Origin of the sequence: Lentilactobacillus kefiri, assembly GCF_007989105.1 — a bacterium.
In the GTDB taxonomy this organism is placed as follows: domain Bacteria; phylum Bacillota; class Bacilli; order Lactobacillales; family Lactobacillaceae; genus Lentilactobacillus; species Lentilactobacillus kefiri.
Genome location: NZ_BJVK01000042.1, coordinates 1 through 15,894 on the forward strand (window position 1 = coordinate 1; position 15,894 = coordinate 15,894).

The 15,894-nt window shown below is 40.7% G+C and carries 15 protein-coding genes and 1 pseudogene; 6 read left to right on the top strand and 10 right to left on the bottom strand.

Going from position 1 to position 15,894, the window contains the following annotated elements:
• The coding region (locus LKE01_RS10300) for a hypothetical protein (protein WP_146979229.1) at nucleotides 1–1,289 on the top strand (1,289 nt) is incomplete at its 5' end.
• 154 nt (nucleotides 1,290–1,443) lie between these two features.
• Here LKE01_RS10300 and LKE01_RS12470 read toward each other — a convergent pair.
• Nucleotides 1,444–2,364: pseudogene (locus tag LKE01_RS12470) on the bottom strand (helveticin J family class III bacteriocin); the annotation flags it as partial.
• Nucleotides 2,365–2,784: 420 nt separating this feature from the next.
• Here LKE01_RS12470 and LKE01_RS10310 point away from each other — a divergent pair.
• The 5 genes from LKE01_RS10310 to LKE01_RS10330 all read left to right on the top strand — a co-directional run bounded on the left by LKE01_RS10310 (nucleotide 2,785) and on the right by LKE01_RS10330 (nucleotide 8,448).
• Nucleotides 2,785–3,642 carry a hypothetical protein gene (locus tag LKE01_RS10310; protein ID WP_056981936.1) on the top strand — a complete coding sequence of 286 codons (858 nt, stop codon included), beginning with the start codon at nucleotides 2,785–2,787 and terminating at the stop codon, nucleotides 3,640–3,642.
• Nucleotides 3,643–3,719: 77 nt separating this feature from the next.
• The gene (locus tag LKE01_RS10315) at nucleotides 3,720–4,577 is read left to right on the top strand and encodes a hypothetical protein (protein WP_054769724.1); all 858 of its coding nucleotides are present in this window, start codon (nucleotides 3,720–3,722) and stop codon (nucleotides 4,575–4,577) included.
• Nucleotides 4,578–5,071: 494 nt separating this feature from the next.
• Nucleotides 5,072–5,932 (top strand): hypothetical protein, encoded by an 861-nt coding sequence (locus tag LKE01_RS10320; RefSeq protein ID WP_056981938.1) that lies wholly within the window; start codon nucleotides 5,072–5,074, stop codon nucleotides 5,930–5,932.
• A 309-nt stretch (nucleotides 5,933–6,241) separates the two neighbouring features.
• Complete coding sequence (locus tag LKE01_RS10325) at nucleotides 6,242–7,429, top strand: MFS transporter (protein WP_054769733.1); 1,188 nt, start codon at nucleotides 6,242–6,244, stop codon at nucleotides 7,427–7,429.
• Nucleotides 7,430–7,533: 104 nt separating this feature from the next.
• Nucleotides 7,534–8,448, top strand: a complete 915-nt coding sequence (locus tag LKE01_RS10330) for an NADP-dependent oxidoreductase (protein ID WP_056981940.1) — start codon at nucleotides 7,534–7,536, stop codon at nucleotides 8,446–8,448.
• A gap of 639 nt (nucleotides 8,449–9,087) precedes the next feature.
• On the opposite strand, the gene LKE01_RS10335 is transcribed toward LKE01_RS10330, so the two are convergent.
• The 9 genes from LKE01_RS10335 to LKE01_RS12110 all read right to left on the bottom strand — a co-directional run.
• The gene (locus LKE01_RS10335) at nucleotides 9,088–9,405 is read right to left on the bottom strand and encodes a hypothetical protein (protein WP_056981942.1); all 318 of its coding nucleotides are present in this window, start codon (nucleotides 9,403–9,405) and stop codon (nucleotides 9,088–9,090) included.
• A 3-nt stretch (nucleotides 9,406–9,408) separates the two neighbouring features.
• Entirely contained in the window at nucleotides 9,409–9,987 is a 579-nt protein-coding gene (locus LKE01_RS12420; RefSeq protein WP_054769727.1) for an amidase domain-containing protein, read from the bottom strand.
• 512 nt (nucleotides 9,988–10,499) lie between these two features.
• Nucleotides 10,500–10,937 carry a hypothetical protein gene (locus tag LKE01_RS10345; RefSeq protein ID WP_225364701.1) on the bottom strand — a complete coding sequence of 146 codons (438 nt, stop codon included), beginning with the start codon at nucleotides 10,935–10,937 and terminating at the stop codon, nucleotides 10,500–10,502.
• 60 nt (nucleotides 10,938–10,997) lie between these two features.
• A complete protein-coding gene (locus LKE01_RS10350) occupies nucleotides 10,998–11,321 on the bottom strand; it encodes a hypothetical protein (protein ID WP_054769728.1) in 324 nt (107 codons plus the stop codon).
• 16 nt (nucleotides 11,322–11,337) lie between these two features.
• Nucleotides 11,338–12,516, bottom strand: a complete 1,179-nt coding sequence (locus LKE01_RS10355; protein WP_056981944.1) for an amidase domain-containing protein — start codon at nucleotides 12,514–12,516, stop codon at nucleotides 11,338–11,340.
• 837 nt (nucleotides 12,517–13,353) lie between these two features.
• The gene (locus LKE01_RS10360; RefSeq protein ID WP_056981946.1) at nucleotides 13,354–13,824 is read right to left on the bottom strand and encodes a hypothetical protein; all 471 of its coding nucleotides are present in this window, start codon (nucleotides 13,822–13,824) and stop codon (nucleotides 13,354–13,356) included.
• A 130-nt stretch (nucleotides 13,825–13,954) separates the two neighbouring features.
• The gene (locus tag LKE01_RS10365) at nucleotides 13,955–15,022 is read right to left on the bottom strand and encodes a hypothetical protein (protein ID WP_095345027.1); all 1,068 of its coding nucleotides are present in this window, start codon (nucleotides 15,020–15,022) and stop codon (nucleotides 13,955–13,957) included.
• Nucleotides 15,023–15,047: 25 nt separating this feature from the next.
• On the bottom strand, nucleotides 15,048–15,572 hold the full coding sequence (locus LKE01_RS10370) for a hypothetical protein (protein WP_225366620.1): 525 nt from the start codon (nucleotides 15,570–15,572) through the stop codon (nucleotides 15,048–15,050).
• Nucleotides 15,573–15,619: 47 nt separating this feature from the next.
• Nucleotides 15,620–15,894 (bottom strand): hypothetical protein (locus tag LKE01_RS12110; protein WP_186806017.1); only part of this gene is annotated, 275 nt, incomplete at its 5' end.

Consider the following 15,894-nt stretch of genomic DNA (forward strand, 5'->3'; position numbering starts at 1 on the left):
GATTTAAAAAAACATCATTCCTGCCGAACTCCGGTAAGAATATTTACGTGTGGAACGCTTCTTATAATAAGAAGCTTCACAACTTGAAGAACTATCCAAGAACGAATCTTTACTCAACCAAACGAGTTACTATCAAAACTCACAACTACTTTGGCAGTTACTATTACGTTCACAGTGCCAATAAAAAAATCAAAGGTTACGTCTGGCATGGACAGCTGATTCAAGGAAAATACTATAAGGGCGGCTTTTACAGTTACCCAACCTTCAACGTGCTGCTTTCCAACCGGGCATTCCGTCGTGGGGCGTCTCACAGTATTGGTGAGTGGAATGCTTCGGGCATCTACGCTTCATCGGATCGAATTCACGGCAAGATTAACCAGGATGGCATCAGTCGTTTTGCCAAAACACCATCCTTTAGGGACCAAAAACGAGTCCTGAATTACTTGAAGAAGGATCATCCCTATCTTCCTGAAATGCTAAACTACGGCAACCACAATGGTGCCCGAATCATCATGCGGAAGGTCTATTATGCGCCAAATCATTGGGTACGCGTGCCAATGATCGATATCCTCAACGGCAATGCCACCAGTGGGAACTGGGAAGAAATCAACGCTTTTTCAGCCGTTTTAGATTTAGCCAAATTACCAAACGGTGCCAAGCCAATCGCTACCTATGACGTCAATCAAGTATCTGTCATGCCTTTCGGTGGCCGCGGCTTTGACTTCGCTGATCCAAACGCTCAAGTGGCAACATACAACAGCGGTCCAATCACCCACGTTTACGGCAATGGCTTTGGCCCAAACCATAATCTCTCATTGGTCGATTTAAATCGTTGGTTACGCTACGTTCCCACAAGCAACATCTTGAAGCTGTCCAATACTCAGCCAACCTTGAAAGACGGCATTTGGTACGTCGCACCCACCTTTCAAGGCAATGTCAGCAACGGGACTCATCAAAGTAAAATCTTAAAGCTCATCGATACATCCAAGTCTCAGTATTACCGCTATGCCACAAGTTACGGCTTCAGCCAGTATCACTACGAGAATGGTAAATGGCAGGGCCAGTATCAAGTTATATTCAACAATCCCACGTTCAATCCAGGTAACCAAATCCATATGACCTTTGCCAACTTAGTCTTAAAAACTAGTGGAAACGATACATGGTGGTCGTCAGAGAATGAGCATGAAATTCAGTCGTTTAATGACAACGATACTGAAGTATTGCCTTACCTTTATAAACCGGTCAGCTATTACGATGGGTTTTTGAATAACAGCGGCAATGCTTCATAAAGTTCATTACTAATAAACACAAAAATAACCGCGACACATTAATGAAATTCATTGATGGATCGCGGTTTTCTTATGCTTTGAATGCTGATTTTGGAAAAGAATAAATTTGATTAACGACTGTCCATCGATGATAACTGGCAATGCCAATCAAGACATTCTCACCGGATAATTGAATCCCTTCGCCTTCCGTTTTTCCCGATTTCCAATGGGGGTTATCCACGACTTGATGGGCTGAAGAATGATCGCCCCAGTTCACCTTGCTTAACATAATCGCATTGTTGTCAGCGTGACTGCCTAAGAAATAAATATCGTCATTATCATCTAAAGCAACCCCTTGAATCGACCCATAATAAGAGAGCGAGTATACCCGTTTGCTGATGAACCCAGGCTTCAAGCCATTTCCAATACTGGCATCCCTTACTGCAGCTGAGTCACACGGCAAATAGGGTTTGGAAGTCCCGGCTACTTTATCCAGTGCCTGATTCAATCGTTCATTGTCATATTCAATAAAGCTGGCCTTGCGTGGCTTATCTGTATTGATCGTCACGATCAGCAACTTTGATTGATCACTGGACAAAGCCCCCTCTACTCGTAACAAGCTGCCGATTGACTTTCCGAGGTGATTTGCGTATTTTAGGCTAATTAGCCGTGTTGCATTCGCATAATCCAACGTGGATCCGGACACATACCGGACCCTGGCCAGTTGAGTCGGCCAATGGGTTAAGTCCTGGTTGGCCAAATTGGTCTGGGCTCCCCGCGTGGCAACCCAAAAATAGGGTGTATGGTCAGGGCCATGGGTAAAGTATTGGAGAACTTGCGAATGACCAAAGCCGACAAGAATCATGGGTGCTTCACGCTGCTTTGCTTTCCCGGTTGGATGGCCGTTACGATCTTTTTGAATAACCAGTCGACTCAAGGTCAAATCCCGAAGCTCACCATCAAACTTATTTCGTCGCCGCTGCAGCGTATAAATATAATCTGCGCCGGCATAAAACGTCTGTATCGCATGAAATTTATCTTTTAAGTTGAGTTTGAATTTTAAATTAGTTCCAATACCTGAATAATATCCGTCCACGTTGGTCCCCCCTTCTTACTGCTATTTTAAATCTTGTGGGCTTCCAAATATAACATAATTACTAAGTGAGCCAGTTAAGTAAAGATTATGATTGTCTGATTTGTTGTTAATACGCCGTTTAATGAACAGGATACAATTAAAAAATCCACTTCAAAAATACAAGTTTTGGTTAGCTAACTAGCTATTCCGCCACTCAAACTGTTTCAGAAAATCACAATCAATGGGGTCTAACAATTTTCCTAATGAAATAAAACTCAGCAAAAAGAAACCATGCAAATCCTTTTGCTGAGGGGTTATATTTTTAGTACGATTGAAAATCTTGGAAAATATTGTCCCATTTATTTTCTGTTTATGTAAGAAATGGGTAAAATGAATTAGTTTCGGTGCTATACTATATTTAAAACTTGGAGGTGAACTTTTATGAAGAAAAATATCTTAATTTTAACAACGGCTTTATCCGCCTTAGGCTTCCTGGGGGCCACCACTCAAACAAAGCCTGCCCAGGCCTCAGCCCATTACTACTGGGTGAAGTCAATCAATCGTAATAACTTACCTTATCACGCTGCCAGTCAACGATCAGCCTACATTTACAATACCACCCACACCCAGAAATTACATAACCTTAAAAACTACCCACGGACAACCTGGTACGTTTCCAAGAGTATCATCATGCGTTCTAGTTACACGGGTAAGAAAGGTATTTACTATTACGTTACGAATGGTACCGGAAAGGTAAGCGGAGTTGTTTGGCGCGGCTACTTAACTAGTGGCACCAATCCTAATGGTGGAACTACGCCAAGCGACAATGATAATGGTAATTCAGACAATAACAACGGTACCGATACTAATCCAACTAACAGCCTAAGACAGGAACTAGCTGGATTCTTTGAAGGCACGGTTCCTGATTCACAACTGCAACAAATTGCTAATGAGTACCCCAGTTTTGTTAGCAAGTATAGTAATCCAGACAGTGGTGATGAATACTTTCAAATAATGGTCGCTAATAAATACAAAGATACTCAACAGTACATGACTTTCTTCTTTATTGGTAACAGTGGTAAAAATAACAAAGAAAAACAACAACAATTAAAGTCCGGTCAAATTTCATTCAAAAATTATGTGAATAATGTCGTTTATGCTGCTAACGGCAACGTTAGTTTCACAACCTTTAAAAATCGCTTAATTGGTGCCTATGCTTTTGACAAAAGCAGTCCAAATTACGGCCGCGGTGTAGTGATTCTTGAATATCCAAAGCAAGACCAAAAAAGTTCTAATTAATACGGTTAAAATCAAAAAAGTCTGAATGCTAAGTACTTCGGACTTTTTCTAACACTATCCTAATGGAGGTTATTCATTTGAAAAAACAACTAATTTTATTAACCGGTTTAATTGCCGGCTTCACCGGTCTGACCTTGGCAACTTCACCCCAATCCGTTAAAGCCGCTGGAGTTTATCACACCGTTAAATCCAAGACCGCTAACAATACCGCTTTTCATTGGAATGGCAGTACCAAAGCCTACCTCTGGAATTACAATTTAACCCAGAAGAAGCATCACTTAACCAATTACCCAAAGACCACCTGGTATGCATCGAGAGTCCTCAAAATGACCAATGGGACAAAAACCGGTATTTTCTATTATGTATCGAATAAATCCGGAAGTGTTAAAGGTTATGCTTGGAAAGGCTATTTAACCCGAGGCGCTTATTCTAGTAATAGTGCGGCCAATAATAACAATACAGACAAGAGTACCACTACAAACTGGGTGACGACAGACAATCCCGGTGGTATCCCACATCCTACTAAAAAGGAACTTAGCGCGCTTAAAAGCTCCTACTCAGATCCCTATGAAGAAGATGCTTATGACCTTGGAGTTACCTATTACCAAGACCTGCCAATCATCAAAGATTTTATGGGAACTATTTATAATAGTAAACTCAATTCTACAAAACCAGACGGCTCATCAAACACTAAATATATCAAAGTTTCAGTAAAACCAACTGACCAGCAAATTCAAGACCTAGCAAATGGATCATTAACCTTTAAACAATTTGTTCTTGCTGATTTAAACAAACAGCATATAGATCTATCAGCATATAAGAGCTGGCAAATTAACATGTCTAGTACGCCAATTTATCAAAAAGCCAATAAACAATACGCTTATCCAAAATTTGGTGATTATACAATTACCTTACTTGCCCCTCAGCATCAATAAAGAACGTCTGTAGAACTTAGATCACTGAGTTCTGCCAGCAATTTGTCCTAAATGATTTAACTAAACAGCATATCAACATTTCAGACTACAAAGGTTGGCAAATTGGGATGTTTAGTCAACCAATCGATCAAAAAAATTTTTTAAACTATGGTGAAAAATCAGGTATCGGACAATATGTGATTGCATTATACAATCCGAATAAATAAAAAATTGCCTACCAAAAGATTCCTGTTATGAACCTTTAAGTGTTTCATCAATACCGATAATATCTTTGACGATACCCGATACGTTGCCGTTGTATAGGCTAAGTAGTTCATTTGCTTATCCTCGAAAGAAGTCTGAATAATTAACTATTCAGACTTCTTTCTAACTCCACGCCAACGGTCCGATCTATAACAATATCAATCAATTGGTAATAATCATTTTTCTTACAAAAGCTTTCGGTAAGCTAAATTCGTTCCACTACTATAATTACAACCATGGAGGTACCATTTATGAAAAAAAGCATCTTGTTGTTAGTTTCTGTTTCAGCAGCCTTGGGAATTATTGGAACCTTAACTCCTGCAATGCCAGTCCAAGCTTCTACGCGTTACTATCAGGTTAAGTCAGTCAACCGTGACAATCTTCCCTATCACGCTGCGAGTCAGCGATCAGCCTATATTTACAACCCTACGCATACTCGTAAACTACATAATTTAAAGAACTATCCCCATACCACTTGGTATGTTTCCAAGAGTATGCTGATGCGTTCCAGTTACAGCAGTAAAAAGGGGGTCTATTATTACGTCACTAATGGTTCTAAAACAATCAGTGGGATCGTTTGGCGCGGCTATTTAACCGCTGGAGTCAATTCCAAAACGCCTGCGACTACTAATGGTAGTTCTAATACCGCCATTCTCAAGCAACAATTCAAAGAGTTTCTCGCCATGCCGCAACAAACAGCTGAGAACCAGGTAATGCAAAAAGTTAAACAGGATTTAGCAGGTACCTACACATTTGACACAAATCTAATGAACTATGCAGCTTACAACCAGCATTATGGACAAAACAATCCAACTATTAGCGATCCAAATTGGACTTCGATCCGTTCTAAGTTCGGTCTTGTAAAGGGAAATTATGCCGAAAGCTATGGCATTCCTGAAGATTATAACAGTAGTTGGTTTGAAGCAGTTAAATATAATCCTAATGTATCGGGAAATAGCTATATTAATGCCTTGGCAACCCCAATTGAGCATGGAATTAAATCCCTCGCTGCCAGTCACCCTGACTATCCTAAAGTTGGTTTTGGTCTCAATATTGGTCAACCATATACCTATTCTCGCTCATTCTCGAATTTAGTAATTGTGTCAAAATAATTAATGGAATTATGTATAGGGACTGTTCCAGAATCATAAACAGCCCCTTAGACATCTCATAAGAACTAAACGGGCGCTATTTAAAGTCATATTATCTGATTAAGACTCAAATTATACACAGACTCGTTTGACTACTTTACACAAGTGGAACCCCCAAACGCCCCCTTCTCTTTAATAAATGCCGCTGGACTTTATGCATATCCAATTTTTTTGTCATCTATTACTCTTACTTTTCGTATCTATCGTATTCTTATGATATGATTTGATAGGAAGTTTCACATGAAACAATTATCATCTGGAGGGTTTGAAGTGACTAAGTATAAAGTTCAATCATTGGTATTTATTCTCGTGGCTTTTATGTTGGGGTGTAATGAATTTATCGTTGTTGGAATTCTCCCCGACCTTTCGGCACAGTTTCACACGCCAATTTCAACCATGGGGTATCTGGTAACCATCTTTGCCATGGTTTATGCCGTCAGTGCGCCCTTTGTGACAATCCTGACCAGCCGATATAGTCGGTACAAAACATTATTAACACTGATGATTGTTTTTCTAATCGGGAATACGCTCAGTGCCTTATCGATTGGTTACCTAACCATGATGGCCTCCCGAATTATCACGGCAACCACTGCCGGATCAATCATTTCGTTAATTATGACTTTTGCGAGTACGATTGCCCCTCGTGATAAACGGGCATCCTTGGTATCATGGATTTTCGCTGGCTTTAGCATCGCTTCAGTCTTCGGTGTTCCAATTGGTGTCGCTGTCAGTACAAGCTTTGGTTGGCGCTACACATTCTGGGGGATTTCGATTATCAGTATATGTACCTTCCTATTGTTAACCCAGATTTTACCGAAAAAGGTCAAGCAAACCAAAAGTACCATCAAAAACCAGCTCACCATCCTACTGGATCCGCGGATCTACCATGGCGTGTTCCTCGTCCTGTTCACTGCCGCAACCATGTATGGTTACTATACGTATATCCGGCCACTGCTCACTACTTCAATGGGATTCAGCACTCAAAGCTTAAACTGGCTGCTGTTCATCATTGGAATCATGAGTATTTTAAGTAACCGGCTTTCCGGAATGATGGCCGAGAAGCCCAATAGCCTGCGGAAAATACCACCGTTTTATATCGCTGATATTATCCTATTAATCGTCTTTCCGTTTGCGCTTCACAGCAAAATTGCCGGCTTGGCAATCATCCTTATCCTGACCTTGATTGTGACGATCATTAACTCACCAGTCCAAATTCATTTCCTGAACCTTGCCGAGAAGGAATATCCACAATCCCTTGTATTTGCGTCATCCCTCAGTTCGATTTTCTTTAACTTCGGAATCTCGCTGGGATCAGCAACTGCTTCCAGCATGGTCGGAATCGTCGGTCTGGATCGAATCAGTATTGGATCGGTGGTCTTTGCGGTTCTATCGCTGGGATTCCTACTTCTGATTAACCGGGCAATTCGAAAAGGATTTACGGCTAAGAAAACCCATTAGATTTCAAGTCTGGCGCACAATCACTCAACGTTCAAATTAATTGCTTTCACCCATATTTGAATTAAACTGAGTTTGTAGAACTTACAAACGAAGGAGCGGTTATGATGAAAGCATTTGGTTACGAAAAAAATGGCGGTCCAGACGTATTTCAGGAATATGATATTCCGACACCAGAAATTAAACCAAACCAGATTTTGATTAAAACTGAAGCATTTAACTTAAATAATTTTGAAGCCTTACAACGGGCAGGAGAATTCAAACCAACTGACCATCGTATCATCCCCGGCCGTGATGTGGCAGGCTTCGTTGAAAAAGTCGGCGCAGAAGTCACTGGATTTGATATTGGTGACCGGGTAGTCGCCCATGGTCATCATTCCTATGCCGAGTACTCAGTTGGTGAAGACTCCAACACCGTCCTGATTCCAAGTGGCGTGCCTTACATGGCCGCCGCAGGAATCGTTACTCCCGGGCTTGCCGCATATAAGGGCGTTCACCTGTTTGGCAAAGTTCAACCAGGTCAAACCGTTATTGTGAAAGGGGCATCCGGCGGTGTTGGTTCCCTGGCCGCTCAAATTGCCTTGGACGTGGGTGCCAAAGTTATCGGCATTGGTTCAAGTGCCAACGAAGAATACGTCAAATCACTGGGCGTTGAGAAATACGTTGCCTATGATAAGGAAGATCCTTCAGAAGTATTGGCAGACACCGCTGACGTTGTCATTGATGCGGCCTTGAATGGCAATGGTGCCGAAAGCGACGTCCAAATCGTCAAAGATGGCGGCATTATTGCCAGTGTGGCCGATAACGATGCCCCAACCGAGAAGAAAGTTACCTTTAACCATATTCATCCAACTCAAGAAATTTCGGATGACGATGCCTTGAACGCCATGCTCAAGCTGATGGCAGCCGGTAAGCTCAAAATTCGAATCGGATACAAGCTGCCGTTCTCACTTGATAGTGTTATTAAAGGCCACCAGTTACTTGATTCCAAGCATGCTGGCCGGATTATCATTGCAAAATAACGTAAACAAACAAAAATTAGTCAAAGATTAGTCAAAGATTAGATCCAGTTAATGCGGCTTGAATTTCAGTTCTAACCGGATCTTTTTCTACGCCTGAGCAAGTATGAAGATGATGTGATTAGTAATTTCATGAGGGCCTCACTTCAGGGCGAACCGGCTACCGGAATCAGAACATGGCACTCATGATATTTGCGCACATCAATCCCGAGAAGTTATCATGTTTCCAATAGACAGTAAAACGACTCAACATCTAATAAGGTGTTGAGTCGTTTTGCATGAAGCTTGTGAGATACCTAACCTGGATAAACTGATGGAACCGCAAAATTAAAGACGAACAGCTTTCGAACTTTGAACACTGATCCCTGGGGCACCGTTATATCTAAGCTTCTATAAGAATATTTACTTTGAATAACATAAATCGTGGCCTTTAGTTCATGACGCCGACCGTCAATTTGAATGGGATCACATTGCATAGCTTTTACAGGATGCCCCGAGAACGCAATTGTCAACCGGACAGCGTTTTTCGGTGATATTGTTCATACTATAAATAATAACGATACAATCACAAGGATTGAATATATGACCTTTCGTGCTAAAGACCGTGGATGCTTATTTTTCAAACCTATATCCCCATTTCAACTACCCGTAATATTGATCAGCAGTAACAGCAATATGAAATACTCCTAAATAAGTCCTTATAGCAAAGGTTGAGGTATGAACGCCGGTTGTCCTATCCTTATAGGCAAACTTTTCGGGAACATAATATACTGGTATTTCCAACGATTTGCTTGTTTTTGGAGCATATTTTGGGTTGCACTTAAAAGCTGAAATCGGTGATACTCCATGAGCCATCATGTTCGCTCGTACCGCATTCTTTGTAGACACCGTGAGGAAAATGATGACAAGCAACAGGGTGATTATTATTCCATATAAACTTCTTTTCAGTATTTTTTTCATCGCTTAGATCCCCATTTCAATAACTCGTATTTTGTTAGTCTTTGCGAGACCTGTTAATGATTTAATTTTAGTTAGGGGCGCAAATAATCTATTTTTATTATGAGATGTATAGTAGACCATGTGTTTTGCAACCTTAGACACAGTGACAGTGTGATGCCAGCCATCCTTCTTGGAATGCAATTGAATTACATCCCCGACGCGCACATGTGCCATCACTCTCCGAAAGCTACTAGTCACGAAATGAGGCCGATGCTTTGTTCCAGCCCAATACTTATAGAATCCCTTAACTGTTGTCCAACTCGTAGAATAGTTCCAATGTTTCCTGAGGCCAAACAAAGTCGACTTAGCATGCCTACAATACCACTTGGAATGTTTGGTTGAAATCCGATTCCCTGACCCAAAATGCTTTCTTGCATGCTTATCTCTTGAGGTCATACCACCAGCAGCATGCAGTCGGTCTTGGGAAGCCCAATTAGTACAGTCACCACGTGCAAATGTCCCACTAAAGTTGGGATATTTTTTGTCATAGTGCTTATAATGCTTTCTCTCATACTGAACTTCTCTACGTTGGTTCTTATCCAACTTTTGCCCCTTTTTCCAAGTTGTCTTATACGGCTTGTGCTTCGTCCGATTACTTGGCTGAAATTGGCCAACAGGCTTAGCCGCTTGCTTGGAATAATGATCGAATTTCGAGTTCCTTTCCTGTTTACTCCCACTTTCAACTTGCGAATTAGTGGAATGGACACCCTTTGTCGATCCAGTGTTCTGGTTTGCTGTGTTACTCTGACCAGAACCACTACCTGTTATATACTGCTAGTCAAGTGCGTGTTTATTAAACTGATAAATTCGATTTTGCTGTTAACACCCTTACCATCATGGTAAGCAATGTTCACGTACATGTTGGCTCCTAACTGTAGGCCTTCTGTTTCAATTGAATAAGCTGACCAGTGACCGTTGTTAAGTGTTACTACTTTAGCGCTAGTTTGCCCCCAAAGGATCTTGGCAACTTTCGTTGGATCACCAGGGTCACCACTCGAAATATAAACGGCTTTACCATCAAAGACCTCAATATGATTGCTTTGCTAAGGAGTTGCCTAATACTTAACCGGATCTCGCAGCCAATACTTATATGTCACTGAATAAACCCACTTATGATGGCCAAGCTTGTAATAGTATGAATATTCCGGTATCTTGTGGCCATGTCGCATCACAATCTTTAAGTAGTTATACTTTGACTGCAGCAGCTTGTCGTGGTTGTTGTACCGATAAACTATTGTCCGAGACTTCAACAAATACCTATACTGAATGTGCTTATCCGAACTGAAGTATTCCTTTCGGTAGCCACCTTCATAATTTCCCCACCCAGTGGGACTATACTTCACAACCTTGTGTTTATATGGCTGACCAAGCATATCTGAATATGCTGGTTTCCATTCCATCTGTGCAGCAGATGCTTGATCAGTTCCTTCAAAGGCCAGAATGGTGATGATACCGAACACTCCAAAGAATAGTAGAGCAGTTGTTCTTTTCACTCATTTCTCTCCTTTCCGTCTAAACACTTAAGAATCAGGTGTCACCCCTACGTTGAATTGCTACAACTTCGGGATAATATGGTCGGCAATCTTAAAAACCGACACCTGCCGGATCTTAAACTGGGTGACCATATATGACTCATCACTTGAATCGTACCCATCCTTATACGGGATCGTAAACACAGGCTGATGAAATGCACGGCTTTGAACCTTGGTATACTTCGGGTCACATTTAATTGCAGTCACGGGATGACCATCGAGTAAAATCCGTACCCGAACGGACTCCTTTGACGAAAGAGATAGTAGCAATGTCATCAAGACAAATATCATAACCACTGCTGCCAACACCTTAATCGATTTGATTATTAACCGTAGAAACTTCATTTGTCAATCCTCCACCTTATATTTTTCGTTTTGAAACATGGATTACACGAAACTTGATGATCTTGTTACGACCTCTTCTGAAATGTCCTTTGTTACATTTTCTCAGCGGTTTATTGAACACGTTTGCCGTGTGACAAGAATAATATACTTCGTGCCTAGTCTTTTTTGTAATGATAGCGGTGTGAAACCATTTTTCCGACTTATCTTTAAATTGAATTATGTCCCCTAACCGAGCGTGGTGTATTACGTATGATTGCTTTCGCGTTGAAAAATGCTTCAAATGCTTATACTTCGTCCAGTATGTGTAGAAGCTGTTAACATTTACCCAACTTTTCGAAACTCCGGCCTTGATATAATGATTGTATCGATACTTCTTCCCTTTTTTGTTGCAGTACCACCTGTATGGATCGTGACAAGTTCCCTTTCCAGCCACCCAATAGTGTCTTAAACCTCTCTTTGTTTTTTTATATCCACGTGATGCCATGTATTGAGATCCAAAGTTTGTGCAATCATCACCCCATCTTGGATACTTCTTGTTGTAATGGTGGACATGCCGCTTGACGTAACTCAATCCGTGTTTAAGGCTGGGAGATTCTCTCTTACTAGTTAACTTATGGTGCATGCGCACTTTGTTATGTGCATGCAATGATACATACTTATTTGTTGGATTAATTCGCACAGACTTTGTGGCAACAGTATTATGGAGTTTTGAGGTGCTCCCCGTCTTCCCAATAGTAATCGAGCTTCTAGTAGGAGCTTTCTGTGAAACCGACCCGGATTCTTCTGACTTATTCATAGCCGATGAAGCTGGACCGTATCCACCATTGGTTTGTGTGTCAGGCTTAGAAGCCGCTTGGCCCTGTGGATTGTTAGCAACTGTTGCAGAACCATCACCACTATTAGCTGTAGCACCAGCTGTTGCTCCACCAGTAGAGATTCCACCACCATTGTTGTTGACTCCTCCCCCGCCGGTGTTCCCGCCAGGAATATAACCCCCTCCACCATTATTATTGTTATCGTTGTTATTATTATCATCGTTATTGCCACTGTTATTATTCTGATTTTGATCAGTCGTAACCGGAGTATACTGACTCAAGTCATGCGCTGACGCACCTGTGGTGCTGACCAACAACAATGACAGTAACGAAATACCAACTAAACTGAAAGCTCTAAACAAATACTTGTTCGGCTTCACCGTTATTATCCCCCCCTAGAATATGTTAAAGCAAGTTTCTGATGGTTGAAATAACCTCATAGATTGAGTTAACAATTGCCGTTCCCTGACCCACAGTATTAGAAAAAGCACCTGTGATATCATGGATTGCATGGCCTTTATTCGCAGAAATTTGCGATAGGTCAACTAAGGTTGCATCAGTCTCATTTATTGACTTTGCCCCCCTAAAGAACTATACCATTTAAGAATGCACTTAAAACATTCGACTTCCTTAATAATGGAAACTTGGATATAAATTAATAAGTATGAGGAGAATTCAGAATAATGAAATTCAAGAAATATCTTAATAACATTTTGAAAAAGATCTGCACCTATAAAGTAACTGCAGAGGATATCAGTTCTTGGACTTTTTATATTCTTCTTGTACTATTTTTTAGTATTGCGTTAAACACTAACCTGTCATTACTTGAATATTGGTTGGGTCTTTTATTCACATTTGGGCTAATCTGGCTGTTCCAACCCGGAACCCGAATTAATAAAAAAATTTTGAGCCTCTTTAATAGACATAACAATTATCCAGATAACTAATCCTTCATTTTTTTGCTTTCTAGGTATTGTGATACGTACATATATTTACTTAAAACGTTGTTGTAATTGATTAATCCGCAAAACGAGAACCACACAGAAAGTTATCCGCTATTTCAGTGTGATCTAAGAAATGCTACTTTGTGCATAACTTTTACGATATCTTACACCCAGTACTGGAACTCGAAGGATTTAATCGGACTGCTCTGACTCGATGACTGATTCAAAACCAAATGATATTCGATTGGACAGAACAAAGAAGTTAGAAAAAGCTCATTTATAGTCTTGTAAAAATCTGTCTTTGGAAATTTTTTTGGCAATGCTGTTTACATAATCTTTGGGAAGCCCTTTTGGTGTATGCCCTTTAGTCACAATATCGTAACCAACGTGAATTTGTAGGTTAGCTTTATTAGGGCGGACAAACCACCACACATTTTTTCTTATGTTTGTTTCATAATCACCAACTAATATATAACCAGTATGAAATTTCATGTAAACTATATGATTTGCCCCAATTTTCTTACCGTCATGGTTAAAAAGAGAAAAGGTGTCCTTTGTACCATGGTAGTAATTCCAAGCTGTACTGCTATTGCGCGGCTCCTGAGTCACCCAGTAGGTATTGACTAGTGCTCTTGGCATTCCAACTTTTGTATCGCTAGCATGTGCAACTCCAGAGATCATCACTAAGAGTACTGCTATAACAGAAAACGTACATAGAATCATTCTTGTAATTTGTTTAAACATCTTATAATCTCCTCCTAACTGAAATCATTCCATTAAACTTCATTTGAAGCAACCGATGAAGCAACCGATTGAGTGCCTTGTACTTCTCTAAAAATAGATTTAATTTCGTCAATTTTACATACTTTTTACTTTACCACCACATCCACCAAGGTCTCTTCTTCCTTATCTTAATAATTTTATACTTCTTAACAAAAGATTGGGTGCGCACAGACTTCCCTAAAAAACCGCGACGTCCTTTATGCCTATATGCCCAAATAACATCTTTATATTGTGAAACATACTTGTTTGCCCTGTGAAGTGATTCAGCATGCATATAATTATTGCCTCTCTTCAAATCTGGTGCAAGCATGCCAGCAATAAACGATGCCATACTTTTACTCATATGTCCTTTTGCTTCAAGCTTACTAGCCACGTAGTCACTGATTACAACCGATCCCGCTTTACTAATATATTTGGGAATGTTTACTACATAAGACCTTTTCTTACGAACTCTCCACTTTCCCTTGGGCTTTGGAGCAACACGCTTCTCTGCCCAATAATACTTTTTGTGATGAAAAATGCCATTTGCATGGGCAGCATACTTATTTAATAGCTTTGACTTTGCTTGTGTTTCACGCTGATTTACGTGCTCATACCGCTTTTGTGAATTGCTTACGGATCTTATCCGATCATTTTGACTTTCTTTTCTTGAGACTTTTTTGGGGCTTTGTTTTTTTGGCTTTGTGGATGCTGTTTGGGCAGATTTATCGGTACTCGTTTGTGCATTGCTGCTTGAATTGCCATTTTGCTCCGCACTTGAACTTGTATTAACTGTATTTCCAGTAGTAACTGTATTACTATTAGTTGTCTGACTTTGATTTTGGGAATTTGTTGCCACGGTTGCTGAACTGCTCCCATTATTAGTCGTAGCACCAGCCGTTGCGCCACCAGCAGAGATTCCACCACCATTGTTATTATTACTGCTTCCCCCTCCAGGAATTCCTCCCGGAATATAGCCGCCTCCACCATTATTATTGTTATCGTTGTTATTATTATCATCGTTATTGTCACTGTTGTTATTCTGGTTTTGATCAGTCGTAACCGGAGTATACTGACTCAAATCATGCGCCGACGCACCTGTGGTGCTGACCAACAACAATGACAGTAACGAAATGCCCACTAAACTAAAAGCTCTAAACAAATACTTGTTCGGCTTCACCGTTATTCTCCCCCTCTAAATCAATTTAAAGCAAGTTTCTGATGGTCGAAATGACTTCGCAGATTGAATTAACAATTGCCGTTCCCTGACCAACTACATTCGAGAAGGCACCGGTAATGTCATAAAGTGCTTGGCCCTGGTTAGCAGAAATTTGAGATTCCGTTAACTGTGGCTGCAGCTGAATGTTGGCGTTTTGAGCATCTTGGTTAGCTTGTGCTTCGGTCGGAGTAATTGTCGGTTGTGTCTGAGGACTTTGCGTATTAGTCTGTTCGGCAGCATTGTTGCTTGTTGCTGGACTAGTTGGCGCAGTCGTCGTAGTGGTAGTTGAATTATCACTAACTGGCTTCGGCTGCTTAGCCTTCTTGGTATTCTTAGCGACCTGTTTTCGAATTATTTGCTGCTTAACAGTTTTCTTGCCATGCTTATTCTTCTTGACCTTATAGCTGGTTGTAGTTTCTTTATATTCTGTTGATCGAGAAACACTCTTCTTCTCTTTGGGTGTTCGGGTTGATGTCCCCACATCACTCTTGAGACTTACGTCTTTCTTCACAGTTGGCACAGTCGAATTGTTATTAGATGTTTGTTTAACACTGACACCTACACTTCCGGTTGAGTAGGATATGCAATATGAAAGATAAGTAAATATGTTTTGACGGTAAACATTCTGACGTCAGATCCATATCCAACGGAATAGGCATACTTTTCAGGAATTATATAGACATTTTCATGAGTATACTTACTGGCTCGTTCATCATACTTGGGGTTGCATTTTACAGCTGCTGGAAATGAGGAACCAGTTATGGCCATCGTCGTCCTGACAGCATTCTTAGAAGGCACCGTTAACAACACAGCTAGGGTCTGTCTGGAAACTA

Bases quoted from the DNA above. Each gene is read 5' to 3' on its own strand.
- LKE01_RS10350 (WP_054769728.1), bottom strand. From the start codon at position 11,321: ATGAAGTTTCTACGGTTAATAATCAAATCGATTAAGGTGTTGGCAGCA.
- LKE01_RS10310 (WP_056981936.1), top strand. From the start codon at position 2,785: ATGAAGAAAAATATCTTAATTTTAACAACGGCTTTATCCGCCTTAGGC.
- LKE01_RS10320 (WP_056981938.1), top strand. From the start codon at position 5,072: ATGAAAAAAAGCATCTTGTTGTTAGTTTCTGTTTCAGCAGCCTTGGGA.
- LKE01_RS10335 (WP_056981942.1), bottom strand. From the start codon at position 9,405: ATGAAAAAAATACTGAAAAGAAGTTTATATGGAATAATAATCACCCTG.
- LKE01_RS10330 (WP_056981940.1), top strand. From the start codon at position 7,534: ATGAAAGCATTTGGTTACGAAAAAAATGGCGGTCCAGACGTATTTCAG.
- LKE01_RS10360 (WP_056981946.1), bottom strand. From the start codon at position 13,824: ATGTTTAAACAAATTACAAGAATGATTCTATGTACGTTTTCTGTTATA.